Raw genomic sequence first — 17,369 nt, forward strand, 5'->3', positions numbered from 1 at the left:
GTGTTATTGAGTTCGCGTCAGTTTTTCTTAGCATCTTTGAGTGTGGCGGTTTTAGGGGGCAGTCTCCTGTGGGCCCGTCATCACCAAAAGCCCACCGGGGCTCCTGTGAAATCAGCTGATAGCTATTGGGCTGAGACCGGTTTGGAATCTGCGGCTCTGGAAGATCTTTTAGACTCACAAACATGCTCTAGTTCTGAGCGTTACTTCTTAGCTTGTGCAAATGCAGTCGTGGCTGTCGCCAACCGTTACAACGTCACGATTGATCAGCAAGGGAATATCGTTCCCGCCAAAGACGGTATTTCCCAAGACCTTTCCACAGAGAAAAAACAATTGGCTGTGTGGAAGCAGTTCTTTAACGAACATACCTCGGAGGCGACCAAATTTTCATTCATGAATGTATGGGAAAAGTTGGAATCGAAATATATCCCGTCTTCGCAAAAGTCTTTGATGGTTGGCATGGGATTGAACGGATTTATTTCTGTTTTCCGTGACCCCCATACGTACTTGATGCCGGTTGCGATGTTTAAGGAAGTCGTTTCCCGAGCCGACAGCCGCTTGACGACAGCCGGTGTCCAGGTGGGCCGCCTGAACGGAAACTATGTGATTCGTAAAGTTTTATCGGGCAGTGCTGCTGACCGCGCGGGCCTTAAGCGCGGCGATATTATTCTGGAGATCGACGGCAAAAGTGTTCATCCGCTATTGCAAGCTCGGGTGGCCGAGATGTTAAAGGGCGAAGAGGGTAGCAAGGTCAGTTTGCTTGTTTCCCGTGATGGCGAAACGATTCGTAAGAAATTGCAACGTACAGAAATCGTAGTTCCTACGCTAACTACTCAGGTTATCGATGGGATCAAGCCCATCGCAGTGATTGGTTTAAATAAGTTTGCTAAAGGTTCCTGCGACAGGATGAAAGAAGCTTTAGAAACGGTGAACAAGGCCCATGTTCGTGGTTTGTTATTTGACCTTCGTGACAATCCGGGTGGCCAAATGGAAGAGGCCGCATGTATCACCAGCCTTTTCGTGGGTGGCGATAAGAAGGTTTTTGATATTCGTTATTTGGATCCGTCTAAAAAGGCAGAAGAGTATTTTGGCGGTGAGCCTAAAGTATTTGATAAGCCGATCGCGGTATTGATCAATGCGGGTTCTGCGAGTGCCGCGGAAATCGTAGCGGGTGCTTTACGAGATTTGAATCGTGCAGTGCTTGTCGGTGAAAGAACGTTCGGTAAGGGTTCTTTCCAAGAGGGTGAATACTGGACGCAGAATAAAAAGATCGCGTTATTTGAAACTAAAGGTTTTTACTATTTGCCATCAGGTCGCTCGACGCAGATGAAAGGGTTGGAGCCAGATGTGGCGGTGAACTTCGATCAAATCTCTGTTGACCGGGAAGAAGATCAGTTCATCAATCCGCTGATGGCGCCGGAACGTCATGTACGTTCACTGAAGAATTTAATCTCCAGCAAGGAATGCTTGGATACAGAAGATGGAGCTTCGAACGAAGATGTTCAATTGAAGAGAGCTCGTCAAATTTTATTCTGTTCTAAAGCAATTGCTGGGGTGAATTAATGATTACTACTGATCTGTTTAAACACAAATTCATTCCTGCTAAAAAGAAATCAGAATTTTTAATGATCGTACTGCATGGTCGTGGTGATAGCATTCGCCCCTTCCGTGAATTCGATAACGAATTGAATATTCCAGAGATGAACTACCTGCTGCTGAATGCCCCTCGTAAGTTCATGACAGGATACACATGGTACGGTGAGCCCCCGTATCAAGCAAATGGCGTACTGAAAATCCGCGAAAAACTATTTACTCTTTTGAATGATCTTGAGCTTCAAGGTTGGAAGAGTGAGAACATTTTCTTTTTCGGGTTCTCGCAAGGTTGCTTGATCAGTGCGGACATTGGTTTGAATTATCCAAAAAAATTAGGCGGCGTGGTGGGTATCAGTGGATACTTCAACTTCTATCCACGCTGGAGAAACAACTTGGCGGTGGATTCTAAGAAAACCCCGTGGATGTTTACTCACGGTCATGCGGACGATGTCTTGCCTTTGCCTGAGACCAAGTATGGCGTGCAAAAATTAAAAGATGCAGGGCTAAAAGTGGAGTGGATTGAGATGGAAAAGAAACACACTTTGGAAGAAGAAGAATACCCAATGATTCGTAAGTGGGTAAGAACGCAGTTAGCCACGCTTGGCAGATAAGTATCTTCTACGTTGCTGCGTGGTCGAAAATAAAAAAAGGGCTCAGTGAGAGCCCTTTTTTTTACGGCATTTGTTCCATTCCTGAATCAATACCTTTAAACACCTCACTTAAGGCGTTTTCGTAAGCGGCCCCAATATCGGCGCCGACTTTTCTGCCGAAGGATTTAAACTCCATACAGCTGTTAGAGCTTGCATTCGCTTTACCTTTTTTAGGGATATCCAAGCTGCCGTTCAATTGAACGCAACCTTCTTGGAATTCCGCCGTCTTATAATCTTGAATCGTCAAAGTTAGAACATTGGCAGAGCTACCTTTAAGTTCAATATTTTGGCGACCTAAAGCCAGGGTCAATGCACGAGTGATTTCGGCTTTAATTTCTGCAGAGTAGTGTTTGAATTCAGGAGCGCGGCTGTCGATAATAATCAGAGACATATCGCGAGGTTTCAATTTGCTCATAGAAGGAACTTTGATGTTTGCGGATTCAAGACGGGGAGAATCCTTGATTGTACCCTTGCTAAGCGCGCAGCCGGACAGAGTGAACAGACCTGCTGCCAACGTCATTACAAAATATTTTGCTGTCATATCTAGATGCTTTCTTTGTTCTCTTCCACAAGGCTGAGAAGTTTCGCGTAAAGATCCATTTTCACGGCAGCGGTTTTTTCTTTTTCTTTATAAAAACGGCTGACCGGAGTTTCTGGAACTCCACTGTTTTCAAAAACCAGACGATCAATGATTCTTTGGATCTGAGTCATTGAAAGTCCACGCTTCTTCTCATTGATAATCGCATCGACCATTTCAATCAAGGCATTTCCAGTGATGCGTTTGTCAGAATTCAAAACTTCTGCGCGGTCGCAGATTCCTTTAAGGATTTGCTCGGGTTTGTTTTTGCCCGCAGCTGCCATAACCATATCTCGATACGTTGATTGATACATATGGATGTAGCGGCGATGTTTTTCGCTTAAACGCGCATCGCGATTTTTTGCAAAGCTTGACAAAATCTGCTTGAAGAATTCGTTTTCTGAAAGAAATCTTTTTTCGAAAGGCAATGAACTCTTTAACAAATACTGAGGTAACTCACGCATAATCGTGCGCACGTTAAACAGAGCGGCGTGGTTGACTCCATCTGCAACTTTTTCAATCATCCCGCTGACCTTGGCGCGTTCAAAGTAAGTAAAGGCTTTATCGAATCGTTCAAACAGAGCTTTTTCGGCAAAGATATTCGCGCGCTGAGCTTCGTTGAAACCCATGCGGTACAGAACACGGTCTGCGCGATGTTTTTCGAATTGCTTATTAAAGGAATCAATAATTGGATGAGTCGCAAAGGCACGTAATGGCTTTTTACGACCGGACTGTAAGTAATCAACCATTTGTACGAACACCTGAACGATCAAACGGGCTTTCAATTTTTGTTCGTTCAAGTTTGTCGAGAATCTTTCAACGTCATCATAGCGGTACTTATCGTGACGAATACCAAACTGACGAACGCTGCCGTAATCAATAATACCGGCATCAGCTAGGACGTTATCACCATCCCAATCAAGCCATGCAAAAATATAATCGGTATCTAATTGCGCAGTAAATTCGGCGAATGCGGAGCACACGTACTCTAACATTTCATCATACTTGGCATTGCCACGGGCTTTGATATTCCAAGCTTTATTAGAAACTTGGCGATCAATGAAATAATCCGTTGCGGCTTTAAGTTCTTGAATGCGTTCTTGTTTTAAATAAAGAAACAAGTGAGCAGGGCGGATTAAGTTAGGAGCAGCGCGAACGCCGATACCATAACCTTTACCCAAATCCACGATGCATAATACTCGTTCGGTGCGAATGCCTTGTAAGTGCATCACCTCAGCAAGGATAGACGCTCCAAACAGTTCATCAATTTCTGCTAGACCGCAGCCATAGCCAAACTCAGTTCCACCGGTTTTCAAAGGACGTTGTGCTTGCACCGCACCTGGCGACAAGCGTGTAACGCCAGTACCACGACTGGAAACATCCCAAGTCATTCCGCGGTGATAAACAGTTCCATTCCAAATACCACGACCATCACCAGAAGTTTTTCCCTGCTTGTTGGCGTGTTGCAGCTGCAAGTAACGAGTGGCCATGTGTTTATGAGGGCGGATTGTTTGGGGATCAATGCGGCGGTTGGAGAGTTCGTCGTATTCGTTGATAATTTGTATCGAGAAAGTTTCAATCAGTTTGTCTTCAAGTTCGTCTGTCATCGTTTCTGGATGATCAGGAGGGATTAAACCCATTTCTTTCGCGAGGATAAAGTTGAAGTAAGCGATTTTTCCGGCGTTAAGCTGGCGAACACGATAAGCGATAAAGCCATCATGAACTGCTTCCATCCAAGGATGCACACCATTCAGTTGATCAAATGAGGAATAGAAACTTTCCTGAACTAACTTTTTAGCTCCATTGTGCTTAACCGTCATTTAATTCCACACTCCTTGCGGAAAATGAGTGACTTTACAAACCAGGCCGTCCTAGCCCCTACTTAAATATTAAGCCCTAAAAAGAGTAAAAGTCCTACTGGACTAGACAGAAAAGTAATCAACAACAAAACCAAAGTTTGGCTTGTTTTGTTCAGGCCCATACCAAAACTGGCATTGCGAGAGGCTTTGAAGACGATTTCAATAGAAGGATATCGAGAGGCACATGTTCAAATTGTTCTTTAAAATCTGTTTCCTATTATTGATCACGGCGGGGTCCGCGCACGCAGCGGGGCTTACACTGGAAGACTCTTTTTTGATCGGTCACAAGGTGACTCCCACAACTGAAACTCCGAAAGCGGGTGTCGGGACCGTCGGGAATTACGCTCTGGGATGGGGTTTGACGGATAATGTGTTTATCGCAACAAGCCCGTGGATTTGGGTCAGTTACAACACCGCGAATCTGCACTTGAAGTGGGCGAAGGATGTCTCAGAACACTCGCGCTTTGGTGTTTTCGCCTCTTATTTTGAAAGCTATAACTCGGAACCCTTTCTGACAGCGGTGAACGGGTCCAGTTGGAATGATGGTCCAGGTGGAAATGGCCCGGGTGGCGGTTCTCCTCCCGGTGGAGGCCCCGGTGGTGGTGGGGGCGGAGGAGGCGGCAGCGGCAGTACGACTTATGCGGCTCTCTCGAGATACCAGTGGCAAAGTGCTTCGATGCATTTTCTATATAGTTACGCTTTTAACTCGGACGACAAGATCTATTTCAATTTGCACTATGGATACTTTTGGAATGATGAATTCCCGTATTCGATCCGTATGGATCCCGGGACTGACACGATTCGCGAGCAAATCGATTTCACGACTTTGACCAGCGTTCGTTTAGGGGCGTCTGATTTTCACTGGCTTTTTGAGTTTGGTGGGTTGGGTTTGAATTACTGGCAGCCTTATATGCAGCTGGGATCCTCGCTCGCGTATAAGTCGAATTCATGGCTGGTGCAATTAGGGGCCAGCTACACGATTCAGTTTTCTGAAATCAACAAGCGTGCTTCGTGGACTCCAGGACGCTATGATTCCAGATTGCATTACTCAAGCACTGAAGGCCGATACTATTATTATCGTTACTTGCAAACAGCACTGCACCCTGAAGTGCAGCTTCAATATTTCTTTTAGTTAGCGAAAGACCGCACCTGCGAAGCCACCATACGGAGTTCGCAGGTTGGTGACTTGTCCTTGATAAATACGCGCAAGAACCATCTGCAAACGGCCTTGGTAAGCATAACAACGTAAATCGTATTTGAATTTTTGTTCACCCTCTGGAGTTTGGAATGAAACTTCAGGTGCCGGGATGTATTCCATCGCGATAATCGGCGAGCCAATCAATTCATCAAAAGCTTTGCGGCTCATGGAGTGGCCGCGATAGCTTTGCTTAGACCCATAGGCGTTCTTAGGTTTAAAGAATAACTTTTTACGTCCTGCCCACAGCTCATCCGCATTCGCAGCCGTTAGATCATGGGAGAACGGAACCGCATCACGCAGAGTTTTAATTTGCTCATCAGTTAAGCCATGGGCTTCAAAAAATCCCGGTTGGCTCCACTCGATGATGCGTTGTTTGTCTGCCAGCAAAAGGTATTCGTAGGGATTTGGCGACAAACACACATCTCCGGCCACGAATTTATCTTTTAATACTTGGCTGGACTCGTCAGACAAAAAGAAATCTGTATAACGATTGTAAATAAATTGGGGATCAAAGTTACTAAATAGCTCGCGGTAATCAACAATGCGCGAATCCCAACCCCAGGATTTGAACAATTCGTTGTACACCAAGAATTCTGCGAACAGTCTTTGTTCTGAAGGCTTTTCATCGGTGATTGCAACACGCAGTGGATTTTCGATGGCTTGACCCTGCAATTTCATTTCAGTCAGGATGTCGTTGCGAACCTCGTCCCATGTGAAATCGCTGACTGGCAATGGCAGTTCCATGGTTTTATACATCTCGTGTCCCAAAGCCAAGAACGAAGCATTCGTGTTTACTTCGATCAACTTAAGCTGCTGATTTTCATCCAAGTGAAAGTCATAGCTCATCATGATTGATTTATTGCCGGGGTCCTTGAAACCTTTGAAAGCCGCAAGGTCTTTATAGTGCTGTTGATAAGAGTCCTTTTCACGCAAAGCAAAGAACGTAGAAACGATTTGTTGCGCCTGAGTCAAAGCCGACTTTGGAAGCTCAACATGGAACGGTGACAGCAAGTTTTCGGCAACAAGTCCGCCCAGCTGCTCTTTATCGATAGCTGGGAAAGATTTTGTCAATTGCGCAATGAATTTGTCCTTTAAGCTCACACTGTCTCCTGATAGAACCGGCTGGTGAAAAACGACCAACTGACTAGCCTCTGGTGTTGAGGGGCGGTGTATTGGAATAGTGATAGCGCTTTGCGAATGAAAGACAAGGAGAAACTGTGAAAATCATTTCTTGGAATGTGAATGGCATCAGAGCCTGCCATAAGAAAGGCCTTGTCGAATTCGTGAAAGCTGAAAATCCAGATATTTTCTGTGTTCAAGAGACCAAAGCTCATATCGATCAAGTCGAGGTTGAAGCGCGTCAGTTGCATCGTCCTCATGCATACTGGTCGTCTGCTGTTAAAAAAGGATATTCAGGAGTCGCAACTTTCTTAATGAACGAACCAGCTTCCGTAAAACATGGAATTGGTATTGAGGCTTACGATTCTGAAGGCCGTATTGTAATGACCGAGCATCCTCATTTTGATTTGTATAATATTTATTTTCCCAACGGTGGTTCCGGCGATGAACGCCACGCTTTTAAACAGCAGTTTTTGAAGGACCTTTATACGCATTTGAAAGAAAAGTTGGCAACGGGCCGTCAAATCATCGTGGTTGGCGATTACAATGTCGCACATGATGATAAGGACGTATTCGATCCGATTCGTCTGTCTAAAGTCAGCGGCTTTTTTCCAGAGGAACGCGCTTGGTTTGATTCTTTCTTGGATCTTGGATTCATAGACACCTTCCGGTACTTCAAGCCATACGAAGAAAATCGGTACTCATGGTGGTCCTACTATGATTTCGCACGTGAAAGAAACAGCGGTTGGAGAATTGATTATATTTGTATCTCGAAAGGTCTTGAGAAAAATCTGGTATCCGCTGATATCTTAGACAAAGTTGAAGGTTCCGATCACTGCCCAGTGGTTGCGACTTTGGAGTTTTAAAAAGGACGTTTTATGTTCGTAGTTCCATTACCGTGGGTGATTGCCGAAATAATTATTTTCTTTTCTGTGGTTCGTATTGCCGGTTTTTTTAATACGATGCTGATTTACTTCGTGCCTTGTCTATTAGGTATTTTGATTGTGAATACGGTCGGACGTATGGCATTGATGAGTTTGCAGTCCACGGTGTCTCGCGGCCAATTACCAGCGAACAAGCTTTTGCATTCAGGTGCGGTTTTCATCGCGGGTCTTTGCTTTTTGGTTCCTTCAGCCTTTACTAGAGTCGCGGGGATTTTTCTAATCCTTCCAGGTTTTCGTCATTTGATCGTGTGGAGATTTAAATTATATATGGCTAAAAAAATGGCGAGTGGCACAGCACGCGTCTTTAATTTCGGCTCTGGACCCTTTGGCTTTGGTGGCTTCGGGAATAGGGGCGGAATGGGCGGTGGACCTCAAGCGGGAGGCCCTGGCGGCTTTAAATATTATGAATTCCGCAACGACGGCTCAGGTTTCAGAGATATGAACGAAGACACTCCACAAGAGCGCGAGTTAACGGATGTCGAAGTCGTAGATGTCACTCCGCTAGAAATCACTCATCAAAAGAACAAAAAGACCGACGAATAAAACGTACGGACACACTTTATCCATTCCAAAAAAAAAGGCCCGCAATTGCGCTGGCCTTTTTAAATCAATTTTTATCAATGTTAGATGGACAATGTGTGTCTTAACCTCCGGCGCGACCTCTAGTTCTCAACCGAGGTGATGCTGCGTTTTGCGTGTTGAGCGGCGATCACTGGGGCAAAGTATTTTTTAAACATGCTTTGTCCGAGGTGAGCTGATTTCACTGTCCAGAATTTCTTGTTCACAGTGATGGCGGCAACGGCGATTTTTCTGTTTTCTTCAAGAGCGTAGCCCACGAACCAGTCTACGCGGCCTTTAGGGTTGTCCCCTGTTAAGTGGCCTGTTTTACCACCCATTTCGATCTCTTTGTATTTACGATCTTTCATGATGGGGCGGAAGGAGCGGCGAGAAGTCCCCGCAACAACCGTTTGCTCCATTAACTCACGAACTTTAGCCGCAGATTCTTTCGACATCGTTTGGCCTTTGTTCATCGTAGCACCTTGGTAAACAGTCTTGCCTTCTTTGTCTTGCATCGAGTTTACGATGTAAGGAACAACGACTTTACCGTCATTCGCGACCGAAGCAGCGATCATCGCACCTTGAACAGGACTCATGCGATTCATTTTGTTATACCCAGAAGCTGCCTCAGCCATTTCAAATCCCTTACCTGGAGGGATGTAAGCAACACCCATATCCACCGGGAAGTCAGCAGCGATCTCTTGATTGAACATGAAGCGGTTCGAGTACTCGTTCAAATCTTCAGGATGAAGGTTTTCGATACTCAAACGACCGAATGCTGTATTGATCGATCGAGCAAATGCATCTTTTAAAGAGATCACATTTGTCCAGCGAGTTACGCGGTCCGATAAAACATTCTTTTTGTATAGAGTATATGCTCCACCATTGTAGTGAATCTTGTGAGAAGGCTCGACACCCGCTTTATCCACAGCAGCTGTTGCCGTCACAACTTTGAAAACAGATGCCGCTGGGAACGTAGCTTGAAGGTTCAAATTGTTGCCAGTTGGGTTGTCGCGTTGGAAGCTCGACATCGCCAGGACTTCCCCTGTAGCAGCGTCGATCATGAAGATCGCACCATAGTCAGGTTTGTAGGATTTTAACAAACGATCTGCTTCTTGTTGAAGAGAAGTGTCGATGGTGTAGTTGACCGCAAGTTGCTCTTCATGACCATCCAACTGAACGTTCATTTTCGCAGGCAGTTCATTGTTTTTGATTTTGTCACTCAGTGCTTTCGCGATTTGAGAACGTTGCTCAAGCTGAGATTGAATTTGTTTTTCGGCCTTTGCCTCTGGAGTGCTGGAAGCTGTGAAGCCCATCAGAGAGTAAAGTGCTACTCCGCAAACGCTCGAAAATACGAATAGTTTCAATAAATTAGGTTTTCTTGTAGATCGCATATCTTTTAAGCGTAACATCAGTAAATTGGCAGTTTCAAGGCCATTCTCGAAAGAAGTCACGGCAAACTGGCTCAGAGTGCGACTTTTAAGGGTTTACGACGTGACTCTCGAGTGAATTTGGACTAAAGACTTAATACCATGAAGACTAAAGAACGTATCCTTCTCACCTCTATTGATCTCTTTAATCGCAGTGGCGTTGTCGCTGTAACGACAAATCACATCGCAAAAGCGATGGATATCAGTCCCGGCAACCTTTATTTCCACTATGACAACAAAGAAGAAATCCTAGTTGAGTTGTTCAAACGCATGGCTAAGGAAACATACGATGTATGGCGTCCTCGTCGTGTAAAAAAGGTTACTCCGCAGGATTTCATCAACGACAACTTCGATCTTTACTGGCGCTATCGCTTTTTCCACCGCGAAATGTATGCTCTTCGTCGTAAGGATGTGGAGCTTGCGAAAATGTGGCGCACGCACATCCAAAAAATGATGAAGTTGATGGTGATTTTGTACCGTCAATGGGTGCGCGAAGGTAAGATGATCAAAATCGACGACGTTCATGAAATGCAATACGTAGCGGAGTCTTTGCTGGCAATGTCCACGACATTCCTGCAGTTCTTCGAATCAGCGGAACGCCAACCAGGCCGTCGTACCATTGAACGGGGTAAACGCCACGTGACTCGTTTGCTAGCTCCTTACACAGCTGGCGACACTAAAGACGAGTTTGAAAAAATTCTCAAATCCTAGCCGAAAACGTCACTCTTCCCTCTGTAAAATCGATTAGGGGGAGGTCGGTCCTGGCAAGCACATTGCTATAAAGAAACCTGTCTCTTTGCGAAAGGTTTCTTCATGAAAGCACTTATTTTATCTTCAGCGCTGGTTTTGATGACGACGGTCGCTTCGGCTTCTGGTGAAAACTGCAAGGCACTTAAAGCAGAGCTGATCGCAATGAAAGACGCACAAACGCAGATGATGGGCAGTCTGGTTAGCAATCACGAAACCTTCGCCTCAACTTTGGAAGAGTACTCCGACAACTTGGTGACCTCTTCCGGAGATGCTCCTAAAAAAGCTATTACTAAAGAAATGAAGGCTTCTGCGAAAGCTTTCCGCACGCGCGGGGTTCAGGGTAAGCGCATGGCGGAGAAGCTCCAAGAAGCAACAGGGGACCTGCTTAGCCGCGTGGCCGAGTGTCTGTAGGCTGTCTCGGGGGAGACTGTCTTAATAGGGGTTCTGGAAGGCGACCTACGATGTAGGTCGCCTTTTGTTTTTGTGCCTCTCCACATCCATTTTGCGCCAATATGAGAATCATTAACGTCCATTTTGCTGGCCATTTGCTTTCCGCAGCGATGGGTGTAAAATATTAACGCCCTGCGTATTGTGAAAGATGATGTCACAGAACGCGTTTTTGCGGGTATTTGGCATAGACGCATCATTGTCCGCAAGCGTCGAAAAGATAATATAATCAGTACCTTACTTAGCTGTAAGTTGATGTAAGATTTTTTGCTTGCAAATAATACAGGGCTGGAACTTAATAGTTCAGTTCCAAATTGGCACTCAAGCTCGAAGGAACGAGGGGGGCAGTATGGCTATCTCTGAAAAGTTGGTCGGCGAATGCAGACAAAGACTTTTGCAATCGAAGCAAGATATCCTCAATAGAGTGAAGGAAGCACGATTGAATTTGGACCAGAACGAGGAAAAGGGCGGCGATGAAGGCGATCAAACAGTTCGCGTTCTTGCTGAACAAGAATTCCTAAGCATGCACGAAAGACTTCGCTCGCAGCTTATGGAAATCGAATCGGCTCTGGCACGTATCGAAAACGGTTCTTTTGGTTTCTGCGAAGAAACTGAAGAGGAAATTGAGCCAGAACGTCTGCGCGCAATTCCTTGGACTCGTCTAAGCATCGAAGGTGCTGAGATTCGCGAGTCAGTGAACAAACGCTACGCTCGCGGCTAAACGATTAGCAAGAGCTATTAAAATTGAATATGAAGGCAGTCCTTGCTTGCAGGGATTGTTTTGTCTCGAGGGGATTGAAGAGGAATTGGACGGAGTCTAATTCCTCTTCGTATTTTGGGCTCGTGAAAACTGGCCTTTTGGTTTTGGAATTTGTTCTGATTAGAAGTCTACGCCGACGCCCACTGTGCCGTAAAAGCTAGAAAGACTAGCACCGGATTGATCAGCTTTGGTGAAGTCGTATTTTTTCATGCCGAATCCGAGTTCCCCGAAAAAGTTATTGGTGAATAAAATTTTCCCGTGAAAGTTTAGTAGGAAATCCATACCCATGGTCGTTCCGCTGTCTGCGGAGCCAAAGAATTGGATGTATTCCATGTCTACGTATTTTGGATGGTTCAAGAAAGAAAACTTATTCAGCCAATTGTCCAAGGTTTTTGGCATTGAGCGTGCCCAGAATAAACCGGCGCCGATCTTGTTGGCCTTTTCCTCGCCCACAGCTAAAGCTTCGTATGCAAAGATAGCTCCGACGGTTTCGTCACGCTCCCAAAGGCCTTGCGCAAAACGATAGCGCAAGTCTACTTGGGTTGAAGACAGGCCGACCTTTTCGGTACCGCCTCCTTCCTTTTGTGCGTCTACGTCTGCCAATGTCGAGAAGTGTTTGGCGGAAACACCCCAGCGCTGTTTTGACAGGTAATTATTTTGCCACCCGAAAATATCATTGAACCAGTATTGCAAATGAAGTTCTCCGATGAACGTTGAGCCACCGCTGGAAGTTGAAAGACCACTTAAACGTACACTCGCTTCGCCAGAACCACCGCGATAAATCTCCAGATAGGCTTTCTGTGGTTCAGATTTACCGGTTTCGATTTCACTTATTAAAAGCTGCGGTTTGTTCAAAGCGTATTTTTGCTCTGCTTGGTATTTCCAAACTCGCAAATCGGAATCTTTGTTTTTTTCGTCGGCCGGTTCAAGGCCCTCGATCTTAGAGTCCTTGTTCACTTTCACTTTGATTTGATCTTTAGAATTGTAAGTTCCGATCAAGGCGTTCTTGTGGATATAAATTCGGTCGGCTTGTTTTGGATAGTTTTTGATTTCTAAACCGTAGGTAAAGACTCCGCCGTATTTCCCCTGGAAATGAAGACGGGGATTTTTCAAAGGTACATCGATTTGCCACAAATCAATCGGTTCTGCGATTGATTTTTGAAATCCCAAAGCCTTTGTCATGGAACCGTACTCAATGCCTGGGATTAATTTCGAGTCGCCAAGGGGCGCAGGTAAGGCGCCTTTGAAAGTGACCGAACCCTTTTGTTCGCTTTCGATATAGTCTTTCAAATTTAAATCGATCGGTTCAGACATAAATTCATATGTCGCTCCTGATTTTATGGTTGCAAGAAATCCTGCGGGGGCGCCGACCGCCACTTCGATCTCGCCTTTAAGCTTTTTGCGTTCTTCGTTCAATGCGATAACTCGGGGTTGAGTGTCGGACTTTGTAAAATCAAGAGTCACCACGTCGTCTTTGATCTCGACACCATAATTCTGAGTACAGATTGCCGTGAAGCCTTTTTCGATTTCTGATCTTAAGCAAAAACGGAAGTGGCTGCCGGATTGCCATTGGGGACCTTTAGCACCTTTAAGTTCAGCAAATCTCCAGTCGCCAGATTTATCCAAAACCACCTTCCAAAGCTCTTTACCATAGCTGTCGATGATTGAAAGGTCCCCCGACGGAATGATGGTTGTATCCCACTGGATGCGCAGTTGTTTTTCTTGGATCGATGCTTTCAATGAATCGTTATTGAAAACATAATCCGCAATTTTCAAGGAACGACCGTTGTCAGATTTCAGGTCGTACGAAATCACCGGAGTTTTGATTTTAACGTTCGGTTCCTCGACTGCAAAGAATACTGGACGAGTGTAGTCGTCTGATTCCTTCGCTTCTTTAACTTCTGTCACAGAAGTTAAAGAAGAGGCAGGGCTCGGAGCTGTCGTAACAGCTGGCGCAACTGCCGCGGTCGGTGTTGAAGAGGAGGTAGCCTCGGGTGCAGAAGCAGTTACTTTATTAGTTGTCTTAGATTTTTTCTTAGTGGATTTGGCTGAAGATGTTTGCGCAAACGCAGAAATCAAAGCCGCCACAAGCATGCTGCTTAAAACAAATTTCATTGAACGTCCCGGTTAAGCTGTTTCCTAACATTATGAAAGGACGCTAAACGACAGGCAATACCCACTCCAGGGAACCGGACTGAGGGCGAATGTGGACGGTTTAAGCTACTTTATGTGTCCGAATTTGAGATTAGAATTTGCGAATAAGACCCACGACAATCCCGCGAATCTCAACCTGATCAGGAGAATACCACATGGATTTCATAGAGGAATTTGAAGGTCGCAATTCAACTTGTTTTTCCGAGTTGCCAGTATCAGGACGAGCCCTCACGTAAATACGCTTTACCGTAGCCTCGTTATCAACGGTAGCGACAACGATGTCGCCGTTGCCTGCAGATTTCTGTTCTTGAACCAAGATGACGTCTTCATCAAAGATGCCGTCCTCGATCATGGAATCGCCCTGCACCTTCAAAGCAAAAGACTTTGCAGGATTGCGAACCATAGAAGGTGGAACATCTACGAACTCGTCGTGTTTGAAATTTTCAATGGGTTGACCCGCTGCCACTTTGCCAAGAAGGGGAAGGGACAGGATCTCGTCACGTGCCTGGAGGAGCTTAGTGCGATGAGATCCCGTCGTCGTCGAGACTTTTGCTTGCAAGTGATCCTGAACAGCCGAGGCCGAGTGAAGCACTTGGATGGCTCTCTTCTGGTTAACAGGGTTTGTGATGTACCCCTTAGTCGTTAACTGTTTCAGATAATTCTGAACCGAATTGAACGATGCTAGACCGAAGTGATCCTTAATTTCTTGATATGACGGAGAAATACCTGAACTTAAGATGTGCGCCTCGATATACTCGAGAACAGATTTTTCTTTAGGTGTCAGTGGTGGGAGGGGCAATTTCTTTGTCATAACTTACATACGAACTTACAGTGTAAATAATATGTAAGTCAAAAAGAAAATGGTCTAGTTTTCGTTTTCTACGGCGCAGTATTAGGACAATAGCAAAGCCCTGGAGTTTTATGCACCAGGGCTTTGAACAACAACTTCATTTAGAGGATTTTAAAAGAACTACTCTTTACGAGGGCACTCTTTTTTAGCGTCGTTACAGGCTGGTTTTGCCTCTGCGATGACAGGTTTTGCTTCAGAAGCCACCTGGCGAACGATCGTCTTTGGAGGAGCGTTCTGCGCATGACTGATTGGCGTCATTGAGCAGTTTTGGTAGAAGAGTATCACGACGGGATTGATCACCAACATCGCGACAAAACTAAAACCACCTTTATTAACCATACTTTCCTCCTGGAACTACAACATGAGTGCTAAATGTCACACCTTTTACATTACGGACGAATGGCTGTAAGACTTTAGTCGTTTTCTAGCGATTCTCAGATTGGATCAAAAAAAGGCATTTTCTCAACTTGAGAGAATTCAAAGACGTGGGATAATAGATAGAAATGATGAAGCCACTTCGTTACCTCCTAGTAAGTATGATTTGTTCCGTCGCAGGGTTTTCCGCAGCACATGCGGAGTTCGCAAACCTTGATCAAACCTGCGTGAACGACCTTAAAAAATTCCCAGGTGCGTGGGATGACAAACTTTTGCAACAAGCTTGTGCAAAAGTGACCATCGACCCTCAATGCGTCAGTGTTGAAGGACGTCCTATTTATCACTACAACAAAACGGCAACAGAAGACGGCGCAAAACGTATTCTGGTGATCAGCTTGATTCACGGTGATGAAACGCATGCGGGAACAGTGGGCCGTTATTGGATGGAGCGCTTGGAAAGTATCGCTCCAAGAAACACTTGGAGAGTCGTTCCAGTTTTGAATCCTGACGGCGTAAAATTAAAAACTCGTACGAATGCCAACAAGATCGACGTGAACAGAAACTTCCCAACAAAAGATTGGGATTCTGGTGCCATTGCGTCTTGGAAAAAAACGACAAGTGAAAATCCACGCCGCTTCCCAGGAAACGAAGGTGGAAGTGAGCCTGAAACCAAATGTGCGCTTCATCACATTGAAGATTTCAAACCCGATTTCATCGTGTCGGTACATACACCTTTAAAAGTTTTGGATTTCGATGGTCCTAAGTTTTCTCCGCCGCCAAAGTTTGATTACTTGCCGTGGAAAAGTTTGGGGAATTATCCAGGTAGTTTAGGTCGTTATATGTGGATGGAAAGAAGCACTCCGGTTTTGACGATGGAGTTGAAAGAAAATCTTCCACCGAACTTGTCACCGTTCGATAGATTACAAGACATTATCGGGACGTTGGTGAAACTAGATGCGCAAAGAAAAGCAGCAACCCCGGTGAAAGCAGATTCGACAGCGACGACCACAGGCAAAAACAAATACCTGCCTTTAGCGTTCGACGCTGGAAAATAGAAATTTTTTGGTAAATCATAAAAAAGGCTCTTGGAAACAGGGGCCTTTTTTTTATTCTGCCTTTCACAGCTAAATTGAGAATAACATTTTTAAATCCTGATCTATTTCAGGAGTTATTTTTACTTTTAATGCGCCTAAGTTTTCTTGAAGCTGCTCGACGTTAGTGGTTCCAAGAATAACGCTTGTCATACCTGGTTGAGCCGCCACCCAAGCAAGGGCCAGTTGACTGCGGGAGCACTCTAGGGCATCAGCGATTTTTTTCATCTGCTTGACGCGTTCAATATTTTTCTCGGTGTAAAGTGATTCTCGCAAGTAATCCATCTTTGCCAATCGACCCTCTTCGACTCCGTCATCGTATTTTCCAGTTAACATCCCCGATGCAAGTGGGGACCATGTCACTAATCCTAAACCGTGTTCTTCGGCCTTGGGTTGAGCGTTGTGCTCAAATTTTTCCCGCGCGATCAGACTGTATTGAGGTTGTTCTACTTGAGGTTTGTAGTATCCATACAGATCGCAAATATCCATGGCTTCTTGAATTTGTTCCGCGGTCCATTCACTGGTTCCCCAGTAAAGAATTTTCCCATGGTGAATGAGATCATCCATTATTCGAATAGTTTCTTCGACTGGCGTGTCTTCGTCATAGCGATGACAAAAGTAAATATCTAAATATTCTGTGCCGATTCTTTGCAGACTTTTATTTACCGATTCCAAAATATGTTTTCGTGAAAGACCTTTATCGTTGATGTCTTCGCTCATTGGCCAAAAAACTTTCGACGAGATAACCAGCTCGTGACGGGGCAGTTCTTTCAAAGCACCGCCCATCATGCGTTCTGCATCCCCTTTCGCATAGACGTCAGCGATATCGAAAAAATTAATGCCAGATTCATAGGCGCGATGAAGGATGCTGCGAATCGAGGTGAAGTCTTTAACGGAGCCACCAAAGGTCGTCCAGCCACCCAACGAAAAGGTAGAAAGCTTCAGCCCGCAACGACCCATGTTGCGATAAGACATGTTTGGATTGTGCATAGGAACTCCCTTCAGTCAGATCTTCTG

Annotated in this window: 17 protein-coding genes; 9 read left to right on the plus strand and 8 right to left on the minus strand. The window is 45.2% G+C overall.

What is annotated here, in order from left to right:
• Both B9G69_RS16520 and B9G69_RS16525 read left to right on the plus strand, forming a co-directional pair.
• Entirely contained in the window at positions 1-1,560 is a 1,560-nt protein-coding gene (locus tag B9G69_RS16520; RefSeq protein ID WP_254916899.1) for a S41 family peptidase, read from the plus strand.
• Complete coding sequence (locus tag B9G69_RS16525; RefSeq protein WP_088615729.1) at positions 1,560-2,201, plus strand: alpha/beta hydrolase; 642 nt, start codon at positions 1,560-1,562, stop codon at positions 2,199-2,201. Before B9G69_RS16520 ends, B9G69_RS16525 begins: the two co-directional genes overlap by 1 nt.
• A gap of 61 nt (positions 2,202-2,262) precedes the next feature.
• Here B9G69_RS16525 and B9G69_RS16530 read toward each other — a convergent pair whose 3' ends face one another.
• Positions 2,263-2,781: a hypothetical protein gene (locus B9G69_RS16530; RefSeq protein WP_088615728.1), complete on the minus strand. Its 519-nt coding sequence runs from the start codon at positions 2,779-2,781 to the stop codon at positions 2,263-2,265.
• Between the two features lie 2 nt (positions 2,782-2,783).
• On the minus strand, positions 2,784-4,637 hold the full coding sequence (locus tag B9G69_RS16535; RefSeq protein ID WP_088615727.1) for a hypothetical protein: 1,854 nt from the start codon (positions 4,635-4,637) through the stop codon (positions 2,784-2,786).
• Between the two features lie 223 nt (positions 4,638-4,860).
• Between B9G69_RS16535 and B9G69_RS16540 the strand changes: the two genes are divergently transcribed.
• The gene (locus tag B9G69_RS16540) at positions 4,861-5,808 is read left to right on the plus strand and encodes a hypothetical protein (protein ID WP_088615726.1); all 948 of its coding nucleotides are present in this window, start codon (positions 4,861-4,863) and stop codon (positions 5,806-5,808) included.
• Here the strand turns inward: B9G69_RS16540 and B9G69_RS16545 are convergent, their stop codons facing one another.
• Entirely contained in the window at positions 5,809-6,975 is a 1,167-nt protein-coding gene (locus B9G69_RS16545) for a hypothetical protein (RefSeq protein WP_088615725.1), read from the minus strand. It abuts the gene before it with no gap.
• A gap of 116 nt (positions 6,976-7,091) precedes the next feature.
• On the opposite strand from B9G69_RS16545, the gene B9G69_RS16550 reads away from it, so the two are divergent.
• Both B9G69_RS16550 and B9G69_RS16555 read left to right on the plus strand, forming a co-directional pair.
• Positions 7,092-7,859 (plus strand): exodeoxyribonuclease III, encoded by a 768-nt coding sequence (locus tag B9G69_RS16550; protein ID WP_088615724.1) that lies wholly within the window; start codon positions 7,092-7,094, stop codon positions 7,857-7,859.
• A gap of 12 nt (positions 7,860-7,871) precedes the next feature.
• A complete protein-coding gene (locus tag B9G69_RS16555) occupies positions 7,872-8,480 on the plus strand; it encodes an FxsA family protein (RefSeq protein WP_088615723.1) in 609 nt (202 codons plus the stop codon).
• Positions 8,481-8,599: 119 nt separating this feature from the next.
• Here the strand turns inward: B9G69_RS16555 and B9G69_RS16560 are convergent, their stop codons facing one another.
• The gene (locus B9G69_RS16560) at positions 8,600-9,907 is read right to left on the minus strand and encodes a penicillin-binding transpeptidase domain-containing protein (protein ID WP_254916898.1); all 1,308 of its coding nucleotides are present in this window, start codon (positions 9,905-9,907) and stop codon (positions 8,600-8,602) included.
• A 120-nt stretch (positions 9,908-10,027) separates the two neighbouring features.
• On the opposite strand from B9G69_RS16560, the gene B9G69_RS16565 reads away from it, so the two are divergent.
• The 3 genes from B9G69_RS16565 (at position 10,028) to B9G69_RS16575 (ending at position 11,843) form a co-directional block, all read left to right on the plus strand.
• Positions 10,028-10,636 carry a TetR/AcrR family transcriptional regulator gene (locus tag B9G69_RS16565; protein WP_088615722.1) on the plus strand — a complete coding sequence of 203 codons (609 nt, stop codon included), beginning with the start codon at positions 10,028-10,030 and terminating at the stop codon, positions 10,634-10,636.
• 102 nt (positions 10,637-10,738) lie between these two features.
• A complete protein-coding gene (locus B9G69_RS16570; RefSeq protein WP_088615721.1) occupies positions 10,739-11,086 on the plus strand; it encodes a hypothetical protein in 348 nt (115 codons plus the stop codon).
• Between the two features lie 385 nt (positions 11,087-11,471).
• Positions 11,472-11,843, plus strand: a complete 372-nt coding sequence (locus B9G69_RS16575) for a TraR/DksA family transcriptional regulator (RefSeq protein WP_088615720.1) — start codon at positions 11,472-11,474, stop codon at positions 11,841-11,843.
• 159 nt (positions 11,844-12,002) lie between these two features.
• On the opposite strand, the gene B9G69_RS16580 is transcribed toward B9G69_RS16575, so the two are convergent.
• The 3 genes from B9G69_RS16580 to B9G69_RS16590 all read right to left on the minus strand — a co-directional run bounded on the left by B9G69_RS16580 (position 12,003) and on the right by B9G69_RS16590 (position 15,225).
• Complete coding sequence (locus B9G69_RS16580; protein ID WP_088615719.1) at positions 12,003-13,997, minus strand: hypothetical protein; 1,995 nt, start codon at positions 13,995-13,997, stop codon at positions 12,003-12,005.
• Positions 13,998-14,127: 130 nt separating this feature from the next.
• On the minus strand, positions 14,128-14,847 hold the full coding sequence (lexA, locus tag B9G69_RS16585; protein WP_088615718.1) for a transcriptional repressor LexA: 720 nt from the start codon (positions 14,845-14,847) through the stop codon (positions 14,128-14,130).
• Between the two features lie 159 nt (positions 14,848-15,006).
• Positions 15,007-15,225 (minus strand): hypothetical protein, encoded by a 219-nt coding sequence (locus B9G69_RS16590; protein WP_088615717.1) that lies wholly within the window; start codon positions 15,223-15,225, stop codon positions 15,007-15,009.
• Between the two features lie 164 nt (positions 15,226-15,389).
• Between B9G69_RS16590 and B9G69_RS16595 the strand changes: the two genes are divergently transcribed.
• Positions 15,390-16,316, plus strand: coding sequence for a M14 family zinc carboxypeptidase (locus B9G69_RS16595; RefSeq protein ID WP_088615716.1), 927 nt, complete (start codon positions 15,390-15,392; stop codon positions 16,314-16,316).
• Between the two features lie 69 nt (positions 16,317-16,385).
• Here the strand turns inward: B9G69_RS16595 and B9G69_RS16600 are convergent, their stop codons facing one another.
• Positions 16,386-17,342 (minus strand): aldo/keto reductase family protein, encoded by a 957-nt coding sequence (locus tag B9G69_RS16600; protein WP_088615715.1) that lies wholly within the window; start codon positions 17,340-17,342, stop codon positions 16,386-16,388.
• Between the last annotated feature and the right edge of the window lie 27 nt (positions 17,343-17,369).

This window comes from Bdellovibrio sp. SKB1291214, assembly GCF_002209355.2.
Taxonomy (GTDB): domain Bacteria; phylum Bdellovibrionota; class Bdellovibrionia; order Bdellovibrionales; family Bdellovibrionaceae; genus Bdellovibrio.